The organism is Halobacillus halophilus DSM 2266 (assembly GCF_000284515.1).
In the GTDB taxonomy this organism is placed as follows: Bacteria; Bacillota; Bacilli; order Bacillales; family Halobacillaceae; genus Halobacillus; species Halobacillus halophilus.
Map to the genome: position 1 here is coordinate 1,093,032 of NC_017668.1, position 17,089 is coordinate 1,110,120.

14 protein-coding genes are annotated in these 17,089 nt (G+C 43.5%); 11 read left to right on the forward strand and 3 right to left on the reverse strand.

Annotated elements, in window-relative coordinates; all coding sequences use genetic code 11:
• Positions 1-109: 109 nt before the first annotated feature.
• The 7 genes from HBHAL_RS05440 to HBHAL_RS05475 all read left to right on the forward strand — a co-directional run bounded on the left by HBHAL_RS05440 (position 110) and on the right by HBHAL_RS05475 (position 7,739).
• On the forward strand, positions 110-1,819 hold the full coding sequence (locus HBHAL_RS05440; protein WP_041601210.1) for an ABC-ATPase domain-containing protein: 1,710 nt from the start codon (positions 110-112) through the stop codon (positions 1,817-1,819).
• 15 nt (positions 1,820-1,834) lie between these two features.
• Positions 1,835-2,968, forward strand: a complete 1,134-nt coding sequence (queG, locus tag HBHAL_RS05445) for a tRNA epoxyqueuosine(34) reductase QueG (protein WP_014642344.1) — start codon at positions 1,835-1,837, stop codon at positions 2,966-2,968.
• 70 nt (positions 2,969-3,038) lie between these two features.
• Complete coding sequence (locus HBHAL_RS05450) at positions 3,039-3,587, forward strand: methylated-DNA--[protein]-cysteine S-methyltransferase (protein WP_014642345.1); 549 nt, start codon at positions 3,039-3,041, stop codon at positions 3,585-3,587.
• A 77-nt stretch (positions 3,588-3,664) separates the two neighbouring features.
• Positions 3,665-4,528 carry an amidase domain-containing protein gene (locus HBHAL_RS05455; RefSeq protein WP_041601211.1) on the forward strand — a complete coding sequence of 288 codons (864 nt, stop codon included), beginning with the start codon at positions 3,665-3,667 and terminating at the stop codon, positions 4,526-4,528.
• A gap of 51 nt (positions 4,529-4,579) precedes the next feature.
• A complete protein-coding gene (gene trmL, locus HBHAL_RS05460) occupies positions 4,580-5,056 on the forward strand; it encodes a tRNA (uridine(34)/cytosine(34)/5-carboxymethylaminomethyluridine(34)-2'-O)-methyltransferase TrmL (RefSeq protein WP_014642347.1) in 477 nt (158 codons plus the stop codon).
• Between the two features lie 248 nt (positions 5,057-5,304).
• Positions 5,305-6,647 (forward strand): IS3-like element ISHaha3 family transposase gene (locus HBHAL_RS20745; protein WP_087946047.1). Its coding sequence is split into 2 segments (ribosomal slippage): positions 5,305-5,746 and positions 5,746-6,647, totalling 1,344 coding nucleotides; the frame shifts between segments, so codons are not numbered across the junction.
• A gap of 834 nt (positions 6,648-7,481) precedes the next feature.
• On the forward strand, positions 7,482-7,739 hold the full coding sequence (locus HBHAL_RS05475; protein ID WP_014642349.1) for a hypothetical protein: 258 nt from the start codon (positions 7,482-7,484) through the stop codon (positions 7,737-7,739).
• A 64-nt stretch (positions 7,740-7,803) separates the two neighbouring features.
• Here HBHAL_RS05475 and lipA read toward each other — a convergent pair whose 3' ends face one another.
• From lipA to HBHAL_RS21930, 3 genes are all read right to left on the reverse strand, one after another.
• Entirely contained in the window at positions 7,804-8,748 is a 945-nt protein-coding gene (gene lipA / locus HBHAL_RS05480) for a lipoyl synthase (protein ID WP_014642350.1), read from the reverse strand.
• A 17-nt stretch (positions 8,749-8,765) separates the two neighbouring features.
• Positions 8,766-9,581: a lipoate--protein ligase family protein gene (locus HBHAL_RS05485; RefSeq protein WP_014642351.1), complete on the reverse strand. Its 816-nt coding sequence runs from the start codon at positions 9,579-9,581 to the stop codon at positions 8,766-8,768.
• Positions 9,582-10,048: 467 nt separating this feature from the next.
• A complete protein-coding gene (locus HBHAL_RS21930; protein WP_269448423.1) occupies positions 10,049-10,177 on the reverse strand; it encodes a hypothetical protein in 129 nt (42 codons plus the stop codon).
• A gap of 704 nt (positions 10,178-10,881) precedes the next feature.
• On the opposite strand from HBHAL_RS21930, the gene HBHAL_RS05490 reads away from it, so the two are divergent.
• The 4 genes from HBHAL_RS05490 to HBHAL_RS05505 all read left to right on the forward strand — a co-directional run bounded on the left by HBHAL_RS05490 (position 10,882) and on the right by HBHAL_RS05505 (position 17,044).
• Entirely contained in the window at positions 10,882-11,061 is a 180-nt protein-coding gene (locus HBHAL_RS05490; protein ID WP_041601214.1) for a hypothetical protein, read from the forward strand.
• A gap of 238 nt (positions 11,062-11,299) precedes the next feature.
• Positions 11,300-13,195 (forward strand): PrkA family serine protein kinase, encoded by a 1,896-nt coding sequence (locus HBHAL_RS05495; RefSeq protein WP_014642352.1) that lies wholly within the window; start codon positions 11,300-11,302, stop codon positions 13,193-13,195.
• A gap of 91 nt (positions 13,196-13,286) precedes the next feature.
• Positions 13,287-14,816: an exopolyphosphatase gene (ppx, locus tag HBHAL_RS05500; protein ID WP_014642353.1), complete on the forward strand. Its 1,530-nt coding sequence runs from the start codon at positions 13,287-13,289 to the stop codon at positions 14,814-14,816.
• A gap of 125 nt (positions 14,817-14,941) precedes the next feature.
• Entirely contained in the window at positions 14,942-17,044 is a 2,103-nt protein-coding gene (locus tag HBHAL_RS05505; protein ID WP_014642354.1) for an RNA degradosome polyphosphate kinase, read from the forward strand.
• The last annotated feature ends 45 nt before the right edge of the window (positions 17,045-17,089 follow it).

The following is a 17,089-nucleotide window of genomic DNA, read 5'->3' on the forward strand; positions in this document are numbered from 1 at the left end:
AACCAACGCAGTGTTTCGTTAATTGAGGTAACGAAGCATTGCGTTTTTTATTGAGGAAAAAAGGATACACCCTATAATAGACACAACCATAATAGGAGGATCCATGTTAATGAAACAATTACAGCAGAAATTAAAACAAATAGACGGAAAAAGTTATAAAGGATATAAAGATATTCAAGGAAAGCACGCGTTTCAGAATTACGATGTATTTATGGATTATGTACAAGGTGATCCCTTCGCGGCACCTTCTAAAATAAGAATTCGCATTCCAAATGAGAAACGTCCCATTCAAAAAGAGTGGAAAGAAAGTAGAAGTCGTAAGATTTATGCAGAAGATCGTATCGCCCGTGCTGTGGCGAAATCAATCGCAAAGAATCACACCGATGTAAAAGGAACAGGTAAAAGCGGGATGGTCGCTGTAGATCGTCCAGGTCAGGAGATTCTGGACCGTGCCGCAGTCAACCTGAATCCAGAAGATATGACGGTCTGCCTCACGATCGGCCTTCCGGCTAATGGACGCCGTATCAATGGCAGGGAAGCGGACAAGCTCTTCTTCAAAGTCATCCCTGAGATTATTCAGCATTCTGTTTTTTCCATTAAGGATGAAGAAATTGAAGAGGCCTGTCAATTGGCCGACCAGCATGAAGCGATTCAGGCAGAGATGAAAAAGAATGACTGGATTTCGTTTGTGGCTGATGGAGCTGTCCTTCCTCGCGAGAGCGGGATCAGCGAACGTCCAATGAAAAAAGCCGTGCCATTTCAAAGTCCAGAAGAGAACCGGGTCTCTTTTTCCATTCCTCACAGAGAGGAGCCGCTGACAGGCATGGCGGTAAACAAAGGGATTGTATTGATCGTAGGCGGCGGTTATCATGGTAAAAGTACCCTGTTGAATGCGATGGAAAGAGGCGTGTATCCTCATATTAAAGGCGATGGTCGAGAATACGTTCTCACAGATCCAGCTGCCGTTAAAGTAAGAGCAGAAGACGGCCGGCAGGTGACAAGCGTAGATATCTCGCCGTTTATAAAAAATCTGCCGCATGGCACAGATACGACTCAATTCTCAACTGAAAATGCCAGTGGTAGTACGTCTCAGGCGGCCAATGTGATTGAAGCACTGGAAGCCGGAGCTAAAACACTGTTAATTGACGAAGATACAAGTGCGACGAACTTCATGATCCGTGATGAGCGGATGCAGGAGCTGGTCGTGAAAGAAAAAGAACCGATTACGCCGTTTATTGATAAAATTAAGCAGATGCGTGATGATCTGGATGTGTCTACGATTCTCGTCATGGGCGGATCCGGTGACTATTTCCAGGTCGCCGATGATGTTCTAATGATGGACCAATATGTACCTTATAATGTTACCGGGAAAGCGAAAGATATTGCCGGCAAGTACCCAAGCAGCCGGGCGACCACCGAGGATGAGAAGTTCGGTGCTGTGCCGGCACGTGCGTTTGCAGCTTCCAGTCTTCAGACGAGAAAAGGGAAGAAAGAGAAGGTACAAGCCAAAGGAAAAACGACGATCCTTATGGGACAGACAGAAATTGATCTGGACGGAGTGGAGCAGCTCGTCGACCCTTCCCAGACACGCATGATCGCAGATGTAATTCTTCACTTAGATAAAAAAGGAAGTTTGAAAACAGAGCAATCGCTGAATGACCTGCTTGATCAGATTGAAAAGCAGTTTGATGAGAAGGGACTGGCTTCGTTTGCTCCATTTAAAGATCAGCACCCGGGCGAGATTGCCCGCCCGCGCCGTTTTGAAATAGCGGCAACGTTAAATCGAATAAGAACTGCGAAAGTAAAAGATATCAGATAGGAAGGAGGAGCCGCGATGGATTATCATGAGCTTAAAGAACAGGTGATCGCGTATAGTAAGGAAATTGGAATTGATAAAATAGGCTTTGCCTCAGCCGATGTGTTTGGCGAGTTAAAAGCCAGGTTGAAACGGCAGGAGGCTCTCGGCTACCAGTCCGGATTTGAAAAAGGCGATGTAGATGAACGGACGGAACCCGGACGCCTGCTTCCAGGGGCTCAGTCGATTATTTCCATCGCGATGGCTTACCCTTCCAAAATGCACGATGCTCCTAAAAGCAGAAAAGGAGACCGTCGAGGGTTATTCTGCAGAGCCTCCTGGGGCGAAGATTACCATACTGTACTGCGAGACCGTCTTAATAAGCTAGGAGCTTATCTACAGGAATTGTTTCCGGACGTGGAACTTAAATCGATGGTGGATACGGGTGAACTGTCCGACCGCGCCGTAGCGGAACGGGCGGGAATTGGTTTCAGCGGTAAAAATTGTGCGATCATTACTCCTGAGTTCGGATCATATGTATATTTAGCGGAACTTGTAACGAATATCCCATTTGCCCCTGATGAGCCTGTCCAGGAAGGTTGCGGGGATTGTAATATATGCGTGGATGCGTGTCCAACTGGCGCTCTTGTCCAGGGAGGGCAATTAAATGCCCAGCGCTGTATCGCTTTTCTGACACAGACGAAAGACTTCCTGCCAGATGAATTCCGAAGTAAAATCGGCAACCGTCTATACGGCTGTGACACTTGTCAGACAGTCTGTCCGATTAATAGAAAGAAAGATTTTCATCATCATGAGGAATTTGAGCCGGATCCAGAGGTGGTTAAACCGAAGCTGACACCGCTGTTGTCCATTTCAAACCGCCAGTTCAAAGAGAAATTCGGATCGATTTCCGGATCGTGGCGAGGCAAGAAACCAATTCAGCGAAATGTGATATTGGCCCTTGCTCATTACCGGGATGAGACGTCTATCAGTGAGTTAATTCGATTAATGAATGAGGACCCAAGGCCCGTCATTAGAGGAACCGCGGCCTGGGGGCTTGGAAAAATCGGAACATCCGATTGTTTTACGGCCATTAAGGATGCTATGATAAATGAGAAAGATGAACAAGTCATTTACGAGATGGAAAAAGGACTTCAATTTGAAAAAATATAATCAAATCTACTTTTCTTATGAATAAGGTTTTTGTATAATAGAAAAAACTGTAAAAGAAGGGATTAATACTATGAACCATAGGTCTTTTTTATATTATGATTCTTTTATAACTCCTCTCGGACCTATTACGGTTTTAGCGAATGATGAGGGAGTTTGTCGTATTGATTTCGGCGAATTTGAAGAACGTCATTCCGCCTATCAATCCTGGAAAAAGAAGCACTTACTCAGAGGTGAATTCGTTTATGATCCTGAGCAGAAGTATGTCAGGCAGACAAAAGAAGAATTAAACGAATACTTTGATGGGAAAAGAACGCAATTTTCAATTCCTTTGATTTGTTATGGAACAGATTTTCAACGCGGTGTCTGGAGAACGCTGGTTAATCAAATACCTTATGGCGAAACACGCTCCTATAAAGAAATTGCTTCCACGATGCTTTCTCCAAAGGCCATTCGAGCGGTCGGAGGGGCTGTGAACCAAAACCCATTTGCTATCGTTGTACCCTGTCACCGGGTGATCGGAAGTAACGGCAAGCTTGTGGGTTACGCAGGCGGTCTTGAGAAGAAGCGTCACTTACTGGATTTTGAAAAACAATACACGGTCGTACCTTTTACGAACTAGTCGTCTCCTGCGGGAGGCGGCTTTTTTTGTATGGACCGTCCCTTTTTTTCATAGGATGTAAGGAAGGGGGAGGGGTTATGCAGGAAATCAACCAAATACAAAAGTATTGGGAAAAAATTATGAGTCGGTTATTGGAGCAGGAAGATGAAATGTGGCTTCATAACAAGGTGAAGAATTTGGATAGTCAGGGCATTCGGATCGAGCGTGCAACTTTCAGAATAAAGCCTTACCACAGGTGTGCCTATGAGAGGCAGAGCACCCTGCGTTATATGCTCAGCCTTTCCCTTCTTCTAAAAGATCATCGTCACTTTTATTTAGAAGAAGGGATTTATGAGGGGAGGATATGGTTTGAAGGGGATAAGATCAAGCACCATATGATACAAACCGAAACGACCTCTTCTGAGGAAAATCCTTGTTTACCTGAGTTCAGCGATAAAGAATCGAGACAGCGCGCCCCTTTTACATATAACCGCAGGGATGCGGTTCGCTATGCTGAAAGGTGGTGGGATTCGTATAACCCGGCTTATCGTCATTTTGACGTGGACTGTACGAATTACGTGTCGCAGTGCCTAAGAGCTGGAGGAGCTCCGGTATGGGGAGCACCGAACCGCAGCCGGGGCTGGTGGTACAGCGGGAGCAACTGGAGCTACAGCTGGTCAGTCGCCCATGCTTTTAGATGGTACTTAAGCGGGGCAAGGCAGGGGTTGACCGCTACAGAAGTGTCTTCCGCTCATGAACTGTCTCCTGGAGATGTAATCTGCTATGATTTCGAAGGGGACGGTCGTTTTGACCATAATACAATTGTTGTGAAAAAAAACAAGGATGGTATGCCGCTTGTTAATGCCCATACATCTAACAGCCGGCATCGCTACTGGGCTTATGAAGATTCTACCGCTTATACCCCCTCTATCCAGTATAAATTTTTCCGTATTGGTGACTGATGGATATGGTATAATAGTCTAGTTGACTAAGATTAGACTGAGGTGAATGGAATGCCGAACCATATTGTTTTGTTTCAACCTGAAATTCCTGCAAACACAGGAAACATCGCTCGTACGTGTCTGGCTACAAATTCCGTACTTCATTTGATCCGTCCGCTTGGATTTTCTACAGAGGACCGGATGCTGAAGCGGGCAGGGCTGGATTACTGGCACGACGTAACGATTAATTATCATGATTCAATTGAAGATTTATATCAAGCTTATCCTGAAGGAGACTATTATTATATAGAGAATTTTGGTACTAAATCATATGTAGACTTCGATTTTGCGTCTCCTGAAAAGGAGTTGTTCTTTGTTTTCGGACGGGAAAGTGACGGGATTCCGAATGAACTTCTTGAAGGCTTGGAAGATCGCTGTCTGCGTGTTCCGATGACAGGGGAAGTCCGTTCTCTGAACCTTGCGAACACGGTGTCCATCATTCTATTTGAAACGCTTAGACAGCAGGGATTTCCCAATTTGATTAAATAACCAAAGACGGCGCTAAGCGTCGTCTTTTTGTTACCTATTGTTTTATCTCTTAGGGCTGGTTTCTAAGAAAAGCTCCCATTACTTGAAGACTCGAATTCAAGATAGTTGGGCTCGTTACTAAAGTGGGGACAAGGGTTGGTTGGGAAATAATTCGCTTTCCTGTGGGGGAACTGGTGAGCCTCCTCAGTCGTTTCTGTAATGACCCCCAAATGTTGGACACCTTATGAAACTTAGGAGGGACCCAACATATGTCTAAACTTACTTCTCAAGAAAAGTACCTGATCGTCCAACGTTATCTCACGGAAAATGTCAGTTTCCGTGACTTAGAAAAAGAGTTGGGAGTGGATAGTTCTTCCATCCGTTATTGGGTGAAATTATCCGAATATCATGGTAGTGAAGCCTTCGACTTCCCCTATACAAACTATTCAGCTGCCTTTAAACTGAAAGTAATTCAAAGTATAGAGGAAGAAGAATATTCGATTCGAGAAGCTTCAGCTATGTTTCACATCCCCGATTTCTCCATGGTACGCCGATGGCGTAAGAAGTGGCTGGAAGGCGGAAAAGAAGCCCTTGAATCTACAAGGAAGGGGCCAACACACATGACGTCTCATAAGAAAAAAGAAGGTTCAATGGATTCTTATGAAGCCTTAAAGAAAGAGAATGAACGCTTACGGATGGAAAATGCATACTTAAAAAAGTTAGAGACCTTAGCTCAAAAAAAGAAAGCATCTCGAAAGAAGAACAAGCGCAAGTAATCGATGAGTTAAGGTTTCATTTTCCAGTTAAACAACTGACGGAAATAGCTGATATCCCTAGAAGTACCTATTACCATTGGAAAGAAAAGCAACTCGAGCCAAAAACGGACCGACCATTAAAGGAGCTTATCACCTCCATTTTTAAAGAACATAAAGGTCGCTACGGCTATCGCCGCATTGAAAATGAGCTTCGTAATCTAGGTCATGAAGTGAACCATAAAAAAGTCTATCGTCTTATGAAAGAACTGGGGCTTCAGTCTACGGTGAAAATGAAGAAATATCGTTCTTATAAAGGGAAAGTTGGTCAAACGGCTCCAAACATCTTAAATCGGAATTTCAAGGCGGATCAGCCGAATCAGAAATGGGTGACAGACATTACGGAGTTCAAGCTATTTGGCGAGAAGCTTTATCTTTCCCCTGTCTTAGATCTATTCAATGAAGAAATCATCACGTACACAATTGGTTCCAGACCCACCTATTCCTTGGTGAACAACATGTTAGACCAAGCATTTGAACGCCTTCATCCATCGGATGAACTGGTTATGCACTCCGACCAGGGATGGCATTACCAAATGGCTCCCTATCGAAAGAAATTGAAAGACCATCAAGTTACCCAAAGCATGTCCAGAAAAGGGAATTGTCATGATAACGCCGTTATGGAGAACTTTTTCGGTATCATGAAATCGGAATTCCTTTATTTAAGAGAATTTGAAAGTGTGGCCCATTTCAAACAAGAATTAGAGGAATATATCCATTATTATAATCATAAACGCATCAAATCGAAGCTCAGAATAAGCCCCATTTCCTATCGAGCCCGCTTTCAAGAATCGGCGTGATAATTTTAATGAATGTGTCCAATTTTAAGGGGTCAGTTCATTCACTCCTTGCGGGGTCTCCCCTAGATCCTTCTCCCACGGGAGTCTCATCATTTCCCCACCAACCCAACCATAATGTTACGAACGGACCCTGCCAGTAGAAAAAAGTGGGAACCTTAAATCGTCTTAAATGCTTCTATAGCGGCGTTTATTCCCTGGAGAGACTCGGGGACTTAGTGTTGATCACATAGGTTATTCTTTCTCATATGAAGGCATTTACGTAAAGGATTTCGAGCTCTCCATGATCGCAAAGGGGCGGAAGGAAACGGCGTAGACTCCTGCGGGATGAACATGACAGGTGAGGCCCCGGAAGGCGCCAGCCTGAGGAGACTCAGTGCATGTCCGCGGAAAGCGAGCCGTTCCCTGGAGCCCCTTTCTTCACACATTATCTCGAAACTGAGTCTTACAGTAACCGGCCCTATTGTGTAAAAACTTTCTGCTTAAATAGAGGCACCACGTTTAAAATAGGCAAAGAAAAATCGCACCCGCTCAGGGGTGCGATTTTTAAGTGCTTATTTTTTAGGTCTGCCTGCTTTAACGTCATATCCAGCTGCGAAGATGGACGTAAGGTATGTGATACAAACAAGAATAATCAAGGTTATTTTCATGTATAGTCCTCCTTTAATCTGTCGAGACAAGCTATTCTAATCTGTATTATACCTCATTTAATGGAGGATGTGAATTGTAGGAAGTAAATTTCTCCCTGAGATAAGGCTGATGCCTATACATGCTATGGGTCAATTACATAGGTTGAAGAGTAGGTGAATAACCAAGGATAGAAGTGGAGGAATGAACATGAATCAATATCCGTATCAGTATCCATACCCTGTCCAACATGATTTTCGTGATGAGGATGAGAGATTTTTCTTTTTAGGCCCATTCGCGGGTGGTCTGCTGGGGGGATTTTTAGGCGGAGCGATTGCTCCAGGGTTATACGGAGGTTTCGGAGGAGGCGGCTATGGCTATGGTCCGGGACCAGGTCCAGGTCCTTATCGACCTCCTTATTACGGTGGAGGATATTACGGACGTCCGCCTTATGGTGGATTCTGGTAAAAACAATTAAAAATATTTAAATAAAAGGAGGCCTCCTGATGAGGGGAGGCCTCCTTTTTTTTGTTTAAAAGTTTGTTTTATCCAGTGTTTCTCCTTGAGATTCATAGCCTTGCATATACTTAATACGGCGCTGGGCAGAAGTATTATTTACCTGCTCATCAGCGTGGTAAGAAGAACGTACCATTGGACCGGCTTCGCAATGCTTAAACCCTTTCTCTAGTGCGATCTGTTTCAGCTCTTCAAACTCATCTGGATGGTAATAGCGCTCAACGTTCAAGTGTTTCTTTGTCGGCTGCAAATACTGGCCGATGGTCATTATATCAACGTTGTGAGCTAGAAGATCGTCCATAGCTTCCGCAATCTCTTCTTTGGTTTCTCCCAGACCGACCATTAAGCTTGACTTTGTAGGTGTATCCGGACGGATATCCTTTACACGCTGCAAAAGCTCTAAGGAGCGGTCATACATGGCGCGGGCACGAACTTTTTTCGTCAACCGGCGTACGGTTTCTATATTGTGGTTGAAGATGTCAGGCTCTCCGCCCATCAGAGTATGTAAGCTCTCGTAATCGCCTTTCATATCAGATGGAAGAATTTCAACGGTACATCCAGGAACACGGCGACGGATTGCTTTAACCGTTTCACCAAAGACAGCAGCACCGCCGTCATTTAAGTCATCACGGGCTACGGCGGTTACGACCACGTGTTTCAGTCCCATGATTTCTACAGATTCTGCAACACGTTCCGGCTCGCCCCAGTCCAGTTCATTTGGAAGTCCGGTTTTAACGGCGCAGAAGCGGCAGCCGCGCGTACATGTATCACCGAGGATCATGAAGGTCGCTGTTTTTCGTTCACTCCAGCATTCGTGGATGTTCGGACAGCGAGCTTCCTCACAAACGGTGTTTAATTTTTTATCGCGCATTAGTTTCTTAAGTCCTGTATAAGACTTGTTGGTGTTAATTTTAATTTTCAGCCAATCGGGCTTTCTTACGTGTTCCTGGTTTTTTGCCATAAGAATTCCACTCCTTTTTATCTGGAAAAATTCCATTCCTCTGTGCGATAGCGTTCTTCTGCAATTTTTTCTACTTCTTTCCATTGCTCATCGGAAAGTTCAAAAGGTTCTAAATGGATATCAAGCCCTTTTTCAAATCCTTCTCTAAAAGCCTCTTTCGTCTGATCAAATGTTACGCTCTTGTCCAGCAGTTGATTGATCGCTGCGGCTTTATCTCCAAATGCGCGGCGAGCCCGCTCTTTGATGCGTTCATTCTTATAAATAAACATATCAAAAAGTTTTACATCATCTACGTCAATAGGAATAGATCCATGTTGAAGAATAACACCCTTTTTCCTTGTCTGTGCACTTCCGGCAGCTTTCCTGCCTTCCGCAATTAATTCATACCAGGAAGGCTCTTCAAAACACACGGCTGAACCAGTTGTATCCAGTTTTCCCTCGGGAACGGCGAATTCAGCTTCAATACCGAGATTATGAAAACCTTCCAGAAGTCCTTTTGAAAGAACAAGGTAAGCATCTTTCACGGAAGCTGGCATGTCCGGATGATCTTCGGAAACAATAACACTGTACGTTAATTCCTTGTCATGAAGGACAGCACGACCTCCAGTCTGACGGCGAACGAGGTCAAAGCCATGACGTTCGACACCTTCCAGGTCAATTTTACCTTTTACCTTTTGGAAGTATCCCACGGAAAGGCCTGCTGGTGCCCATCCGTAAAAGCGAAGTACCGGAGGGATTTCACCTTGGCGATGCCAACTCATCAATGCTTCATCCAGAGCCATATTCATGGCTGGTGTACAATGACCAGAATCGACAAAGTACCATGTTTCCATTTTGCAGTCCTTCTTTCTATATGTAGTACTTTATTGGAGTAAAATGTTCATAAATCATTTTAACAAGGGTGGTGTATAGTGTCAAAATTTGCTAAACTATTTTTCTATGAAATTTTTTGAATAATTAATAGATACTGTAAAATTACAATGACGTTTTCTTCATATTAGTTCCCTTAATAGCGGGACAATTGGGTGCGTTATGTTAACAGGGTGAGGCTTGGTTAGGAAATAATCGACTTCCACACTAACTCCTACTCATTAAGGTGACGAAAGGGATCTCGAAACTTAGCCTCCAACGCTCCTCCCAATTTAATAAGTTCTGATAAGTGTGATTGTTGATTTTTCATAAGCGGATTATTACGCTATAAGGCCTGATTGTGGAAGACTCAGTTTCGAGATATTGTCTGGAGAAAGGGCCTCCAGGGAACGGCTCGCTTTCCGCGGGCATGTGCTGAGCTTCCTCGGGCTTAACAGCCCTGCGGGATCTCACCGATCATGTTCATCCCGCAGGAGTCTTCGCCGTTCCCTTCCGTCCCTTTGCGATCATGGAGCGCTCGAAATCTCTGCATAATAGCCTTCCAATGAACAAGGATCATCTATAATCCACCCTAAGTTTTAATGGTTACTTATGTGTAGGAACCCTGTACTAGAAGAGTTTGAGGCAGATACACTATGGCTCCTGTCTCCTATAGTAAGGGTCCGTTCACTAGAGGTCGTTAGGGTGGCGGAGGAAACGACGAGACTCCCAAGATTAAAAGTGGAAGCACCTTGGTCAGCGGCGTATGGACTGGACTGAGCTGGCGGAGATAAAGAAAACACGAAGAGCGGAGCGATTCGATGTTGCCTTATCGTACAGAAGTGAGGGAAGTCTCACTAGCCGCTAGGTGCTGGAGCTGGATAGCACTCCACGCCGTTTAGGCATTGGTTTTTGACTACTCCTATCCAGAGTGTAAGAACGGGAGAAGGAGTTAGGCGAGACCCCACAGGGAGTGAAACGACCGCGGAGGCTTCTGGTAAAAGGAGGATCGACTAAAGTCGCCACGTCCTGTGGCAACGTCGATCGACCCTACGTCTTGTAGGGCCGCAGGAAAGCGAGTTGTTTCCGTAGCCGCCCTCCCCTTTTTTTAGCAAAGGACCCGAACTATCTCGAAATCAAATCTTACACAAACGGGAGCTTTACTTTAAAGGAGATTTAACATTGTCTTTAAAAAGCAAAATAATGTATAACCCAATGAAAAAATCAAAAATATCCACTGTACAGAACGGATATGCTTTACAATAGGGATAGGAGGGGTTCATCATGAGTCAATCTTTGCTATCTAGTATACTCTTTTTAATTAGTGCAGCTATTTGGGCGGTGCTTGCCATTTTTTATGATGAATTCCGGTGGTTGAATATTGGATTATTTATTTTATTTTTAGTAATAGGACTCTCACATCGCCAAAGATATCTTAAAGAGAGAGATTATGAGGAGGACTGATCGTTCAGATCGGTTCTTTTTTTTGTGGAAATCTAATAAAGATAACCATACAGGTCCTTTCAGAAGTGATGGCAGCAGGAGAAGAAAGTTCTTAAGGAATCCTGTGAGAAAGTACTTTTTAGCAGTGGGAGCAGGAACTGTGAGCGTAGTGCTGCTTGTCTTTAAGACACATGTTTTCTCTTATCTAAGCATAGGATGTATTAAATTTCGTCTATGATGACGGAGGAGGTCTCGCTAAGTGGATATATTGAAGAAGATACAAGACCACAGGGAACAAGCTGAAGAGTTAAAGTGGGAAGGTACATTCGCAGAATACTTAGAGCTATTAAAAGAACAGCCGTATTTAGCACAATCCGCCCATTCCCGCGTTTATAATATGGTGAAAGATGCGGGCGTCGTGGAAGAGCATGATCACAAGAAGTTCAAATTCTTTGATGATGATATTTACGGATTGGACGAAGCTATGGAGAAGCTCGTTGAAGAATACTTTCACCCGGCAGCCAGACGTCTTGACGTTCGAAAACGTATTCTATTACTAATGGGTCCTGTCAGCGGCGGGAAATCCACGTTGGTCAACTTGTTAAAACGGGGACTTGAAAAGTATTCTTATACAGACAGAGGAGCCGTTTTTGCGATTAAAGGATGTCCCATGCATGAAGATCCGCTTCATTTAATTCCTAACCATATGAGAGAGGAATTCCATGAACATTACGGCATACGAATTGAAGGAAGTTTATCACCATTAAATACGATGAGAGTAGAGCAGGAGTACAGCGGACGAATTGAGGATGTTCTGGTAGAAAGAATCTTTTTCTCAGAGGATAAGCGTACAGGCATTGGTACCTTCAGTCCATCCGATCCGAAATCTCAGGATATTGCGGATTTGACTGGGTCTATCGACTTTTCCACCATAGCGAAGTACGGTTCTGAATCCGATCCTCGTGCCTACCGTTTTGATGGCGAACTGAATAAAGCGAACCGCGGGGTTATGGAGTTCCAGGAAATGCTGAAATGTGATGAGAAATTCTTGTGGCACCTGCTCAGCTTAACGCAGGAAGGAAACTTTAAAGCTGGCCGTTTTGCCTTGATTTCTGCCGATGAATTAATCATTGCCCATACCAACGAAGCAGAGTATCGTTCCTTTATCGCTAATAAAAAGAATGAAGCTTTGCATTCCCGGATGATCGTTATGCCTGTTCCGTATAATTTAAAAGTCAGTCAGGAAGAGCGTATCTATGAAAAGATGATTCGCGAGAGTGATATACGGGATGTGCACATTGCTCCTCATACGCTGCGTGTAGCAGCTATGTTCACAATCTTAACGAGATTGAAAGATTCTAAGAAAGCTTCTATTGATGTATTGAAGAAAATGAGATTGTATGACGGTGAAATCCTGGAAGGCTTCAGCGATGTAGATGTAGAAGAACTGAAAAAAGAGTTTTCTGATGAAGGCATGAGCGGAATTGACCCGCGTTATGTGATTAACCGTATTTCTTCAACGATCATTAAGAAAGAACTAACGTCGATTAATGCGCTGGATGTACTGAGATCTTTGAAAGATGGACTGAGCAGCCATGCATCGATTTCAAGTGACGATAAAGACCGTTACCTTGATTTCATCTCATTGGCAAGAAAAGAGTACGATGAAATTGCGAAGAAAGAAGTACAGAAAGCATTCGTCTATTCCTATGAAGAGTCTGCAATTACACTCATGGATAACTATCTTGATAATGTAGAAGCGTACTGTAACAAAGCGAAACTTAGGGACCCGCTCACTGGTGAAGAGTTAAATCCGGATGAACGCCTGATGCGTTCTATTGAAGAGCAGATCGGGGTGTCCGAGAACGCTAAGAAAGCGTTCCGTGAAGAAATCCTTATCCGCATTTCTGCTTACGCCCGTAAAGGTAAAAAGTTCGATTACCAGTCTCATGAGCGTCTGAGAGAAGCTATTCAGAAGAAACTGTTTGCTGATCTGAAAGATGTGGTTAAGATTACAACATCGACCAAAACGCCGGATGAACGCCAGTTGAAGAAGATTAATGAAGTTGTCGCTACGCTTGTCGATGAACATGGGTATAATTCAAGTTCTGCCAATGAGCTATTAAAATATGTGGGCAGTCTATTAAACCGATAATAAAAATCATACAATCCACCCTCCGCTTTTTCGTTCAGGAGGGTGGATTGTTTATGTTATAATGGCTTCAAAAAGAAATGCAGGTGAGAGGATGTCAAAAAGTTATTACGCCATTATCGATGTAGGTTCCAATACGATGCGTCTCGTTATATATTTAAGGGAAAAAGGCGGGCGGCTTCGTGAAATTGAAAACGTAAAAGCAGTAGCCCGGCTGCGTAATCATTTGAAAAAGGACAACCGTCTTTCTGAGGAAGGAATCCGGACCCTCTTGACCACCCTGACAAGCTTTAAAGAGGTTGCGCAAAGCTATCAACTGGAAGAAATGGTCTGTGTAGCTACCGCAACGATTCGTCAGGCTACCAATCAGGAGGAAATCACTGAAAAAGTATCCGATCACACAGGATTTGATATGAGAATTCTTTCTGAACATGAAGAAGCCTACTATGGATATTTAGCCGTTGTTAACTCAACGCCTCTGACCGAGGGAATTACTGTAGATATCGGTGGAGGAAGTACGGAGGTTACATACTTCAAAGACCGGGAGTTGGTGGAAGCTTATAGTTTTCCGTTCGGAGCTCTCACGCTGCAGCAGGACTTTTTCAAAAAAGAACTGCCGACCGAAGATGAAATGTCGAATCTCCGTCAATATTTAATGGAACAATTCAATACGCTGCCATGGCTTCAAAAAAGAAAAGTACCTCTAGTTGGAATCGGCGGGGGTGCACGTAACCTTGTGCAGATTGATCAGAACCTTAAAGAGTATCCGCTCGCTGGTCTGCATCAATACAAAATGAAAGACAGTGATTTATCGTTTGTCAAAAACTATCTATTCACACTCCCAATGAAAAAACTGCAAAAGGTGGAGGGGCTGTCCAAAGACCGAGCGGACATTATTCTGCCGGCTACAGAGGTTTTCCATTCTTTATACGATGTGTCTCAATCCAGTGGATTTATTCTAAGCCGCAAAGGGTTACGTGACGGTGTTTTTTATGAGCAGTTAACAAGAGACATGGGCACGAATCTGTTTCCAAACGTACTGGAAGAAAGCATCCAGGAGCTGGTCACGGATTATGATTTAAGTGTGAAGCAGATTAATCATGTGCAGCACCTCTCGAATGAGCTGTTCCATCAGCTCCATGAAAAAGGCATCGGCGGCTTGAGGAAGAAAGACTGGCAGGAAGTAAAACGGGCGAGCTATGTTTTTAATCTGGGTGATTATATTGACAGTGAGGCCAGCTCCCAGCACACCTTTTACCTGTTAGCCAACCGTACGATTGACGGCCTGATGCATATGGAGCGCCTACGTCTTGCTCTTCTTGCTTCTTTCAAGAATAAGACGCTCTTCAAACAATTCCTTCATCCTTATAAAAAGTGGTTTCTAAAGGACGAGCGTAAAAAGCTCCGCCTTTTAGGAGCGCTGCTTAAATTCTGTTACTGCCTGGACAGTACGAGGCGTCAGACCGTAGAGAATCTTGAATTAGAGGTCGACGGAGATGATCTGAATATGACCCTTTACTGTAAAGGGGAATGGATGCCGGAGGAGTATCAGGCGGAAAAACAGAAAAAACATTTAGAAAAATCCCTTAAGAAGAGTATTAATCTTTCATTTGTGGAAAAATAATATCGGAATGGAATATAATACCTTTCATTAATCCGCTGTTTACGAAAACTTAACGTGGTATTAATATGCCCTATAAAATGACATACTAATGTGGACGTGAGACTACAATGTAAAGGGTGTGGAACATGTCGAAGAGCAACGAAGTAATAGAACTTGATAATCCTCTTTTTTATAACAATAGAGAACTCAGCTGGCTCGCTTTTAACGAACGCGTGTTAGAAGAAGCCATCGATACTGACAACCCTTTGCTGGAGCGGCTGAAGTTTTTAGCAATATGCTCTTCCAATCTGGATGAGTTTTTTATGGTCAGGGTAGCCGGTTTGAAAGACCAGGTAAAAGCCGGGTTTAACAAGCCTGAGAATAAAGCAGGTCTCACTCCTAAACAACAGCTGGCTAAAATAGCAGATATTAACCACGATATTGTTGAAAAGCAGTATGCGACATATCAAGCTATGAAGCCTGAATTGGAGAAAGAAGATATATCCATTCTATCCATTGAGGATTTAACGAAAGATGAGATTGATAATCTCGAAACGTATTTCAATGAAGAGATCTTTCCTGTATTAACTCCCATGGCTGTAGATGCCTATCGTCCTTTTCCAATGCTTTTAAATAAGTCTATTAACCTGGCTGTGGTCATTCAGGATGCGCTTGATCCTCACGATAACGAAACTAAAACGGCTATCGTGCAGGTGCCGGCTGTCTTGGATCGATTCGTGCAGGTGGAGCATGATAAAAAGTATCAGTACATTCTGCTTGAAGAAATTATCAGCCATTTTATAAACAAGCTGTTCAAAGGATATCAGGTTAAATCGATTACAGAGTTCCGAATTACGAGGAATGCGGATATGACGATTCACGAGGAAGGGGCACGGGACCTTCTGAAAGAAATCGAAAAAGAATTGAGAAAAAGAAAATGGGGAGCAGCGGTCAGGCTTGAAGTGAGAAGTGGGAAGTATGATGACAAGGTCGTCCGTTTCTTGTTAAGCGTACTTGAAATTCACAAAGATGATCTGTATATTACAAATGGTCCGCTTGATCTTACATTCTTATTTAAATTCCATAAAACATTCTCGGAGATTAAGGATCATTTAATGTATGAAACCTTAATGCCACAGCCACCTCGGGATTTAGAAGAGGAAGAAGACATATTTGAAGCGGCATCACACCGTGATCTATTTCTGCACCATCCTTACGAATCGTTCGAACCCGTGGTTGATTTCGTATCAGAAGCCGCGGATGACCCCTACGTACTTGCCATTAAACAGACGCTTTACCGGGTCAGTGGGGATTCCCCGATCATCGATGCTTTGAAACGGGCAGCAGAACAAGGGAAGCAAGTAACTGTGCTGGTAGAACTGAAAGCGCGGTTTGATGAAGAAAACAACGTACAATGGGCTAAGGAACTGGAAAAGGCAGGATGTCACGTTATTTATGGAATGACGTATTTAAAAACGCACAGTAAGATCACGCTTGTGGTAAGAAAGAAGAAAGATAAAATACAGCGTTTCGTTCATCTGGGAACAGGGAACTATAATGATCAAACAGCGTCCTTATACACGGACATGGGGATTATCACTTCTAAACGAAAATTTGGAATTGATGCTACAGATTTCTTCAACTATTTAAGTGGCTTTACTGAGAAGCCGAAGTATCATCACATTTCCATGGCCCCGTTTGATATTCGTAATGATTTCATCCGTTACATTAATAATGAAATCCGTTTCCAGAAACAGCACGGAAACGGCCGGATTATTGCCAAGATGAATTCATTAACGGATAAGAATTTAATCATGAAGCTCTATGAAGCCTCACAGGCTGGTGTTCAGATTGATTTAATTGTACGCGGAATCTGTTGTTTACGTCCTGGTATTAAAGGGATCAGTGAGAACATACGCGTGATCAGTATCGTCGGACGTTTCTTAGAGCACAGTCGCATTTATTACTTCCACCATAATGGTGATGATCGAGTGTTTTTGTCCTCCGCCGATATGATGACGAGAAACATGGTAAAACGTGTAGAGCTTTTATTCCCGATTCACGAGCCTGGAGTGAAAAGCCGTTTACAACGGATATTATCTGTCATGTTAAGTGACAATGTGAAGGCCAGGGAACAGCAGAACGATGGAACCTACCGTTATGTTGAAGCTCCAAAAGGTGCCGAACGAATTAACAGTCAGATGAAACTTTATGACATGGCATACCGCGTTCTCGAAGACGAAGAGTGACAAATTCATATCACTTTACTGGTAAAAAGTGAAAAAGGCGTACCA